The 1,079-nt window shown below is 60.8% G+C and carries 2 protein-coding genes; both read right to left on the bottom strand.

Annotated elements, in window-relative coordinates; translation table 11 throughout:
- Nucleotides 1–367 (bottom strand): molybdopterin cofactor-binding domain-containing protein (locus Q0341_RS13175; protein WP_299514139.1); only part of this gene is annotated, 367 nt, incomplete at its 3' end.
- Nucleotides 364–837 carry a (2Fe-2S)-binding protein gene (locus tag Q0341_RS13180; protein ID WP_299514142.1) on the bottom strand — a complete coding sequence of 158 codons (474 nt, stop codon included), beginning with the start codon at nucleotides 835–837 and terminating at the stop codon, nucleotides 364–366. The genes Q0341_RS13180 and Q0341_RS13175, both read right to left, overlap by 4 nt.
- Nucleotides 838–1,079: the final 242 nt, after the last annotated feature.

A 1,079-nucleotide genomic window follows, 5' to 3' on the forward strand; every position in this document is an offset into this window, starting at 1 on the left:
CTTGCACTGTGCGCGATCCACCTGTGGTCATGCCGCCGCCAAAGCGGGGGTTGCCAAAACGCTTGGGGTCACTGGGCGACTGCTCTACGCGCACTTGGCTCCAGTCCAAATCCATCTCTTCGGCCAGCAGCAAAGGCATGGCGGTCATGGTGCCTTGGCCCATTTCGGAAGCCGGTGACATCAAGGTCACCACGCCATCCAGGCCGATGTTGATCCAGCTGTTGGGGGCCATGCCACCAGCGCCGGGGGTTTGAGCCAGGGCCAGCTCGGTTTGTGTCAGGCCAAAAGACAGGCCCAAGGCGAGGCTGCCCGAGCCCAAAATGAAGGCGCGGCGCGACACGCTCGGTGTGGTGTTCATCGTGTTCATGCCTTGCCTCCTTGGAGGGTTTTTTGAGCGTGGGAAACAGCGCTGGCGATCTGGTTGTAGGTGCCGCAGCGGCAGATGTTGCCGCTCATGGCTTCCAAAATTTCGGTGCGGCTCAAGTCTTTTTTGACCACGCTGATCACCTTGGCCGCAGCCATGAGTTGACCGGACTGGCAGTAGCCGCATTGCGGCGCTTGGGCTTTGATCCAGCCCGCCTGCAGCGCTTGGCCTGTAGGCGTCTTCATGAGACCTTCCACGGTGGTGATGTTTTGGCCCTCGGCTGCCGACACGGGCAGCGAGCAAGAACGCACCGGTTCACCGTTGAGGTGCACCGTGCAGGCACCGCACTGCGCAATGCCGCAGCCGAACTTGGTGCCGGTGAGGTTGAGTTTTTCGCGAATGACCCACAGCAGTGGGGTCTGCGGCGTGGCGTCGACCGAGACGGCCTCGCCATTGACTTTGAATTTCACCATCGTTCACTCCTGTGCACGGTTTCTCATAAACAAGGGGAAGATGCCCCCAAAAAATCAATCCAGCTGGCGTCAGCGCACCACCGGACCACGCAAGATAGGGCCCCGCATTGGCGGTGTCTGTCGCTCAAAGCTCAAATTCGTGTAAACCCTGAGCGCAGCGGTGCTGCGCGCCGCAGCCGGGGTTATGTCAGGCCGCACACGGTTTTGGAGCCTACCCAGCTGCTGAGCGCTTGGCTCAAATC

It is taken from the genome of uncultured Limnohabitans sp. (assembly GCF_937889215.1).
In the GTDB taxonomy this organism is placed as follows: Bacteria; Pseudomonadota; Gammaproteobacteria; order Burkholderiales; family Burkholderiaceae_C; genus Limnohabitans_A.

Excerpts from the sequence above, each read along its gene's own strand:
- Q0341_RS13180 (WP_299514142.1), bottom strand. The coding sequence starts at position 837 with ATGGTGAAATTCAAAGTCAATGGCGAGGCCGTCTCGGTCGACGCCACG.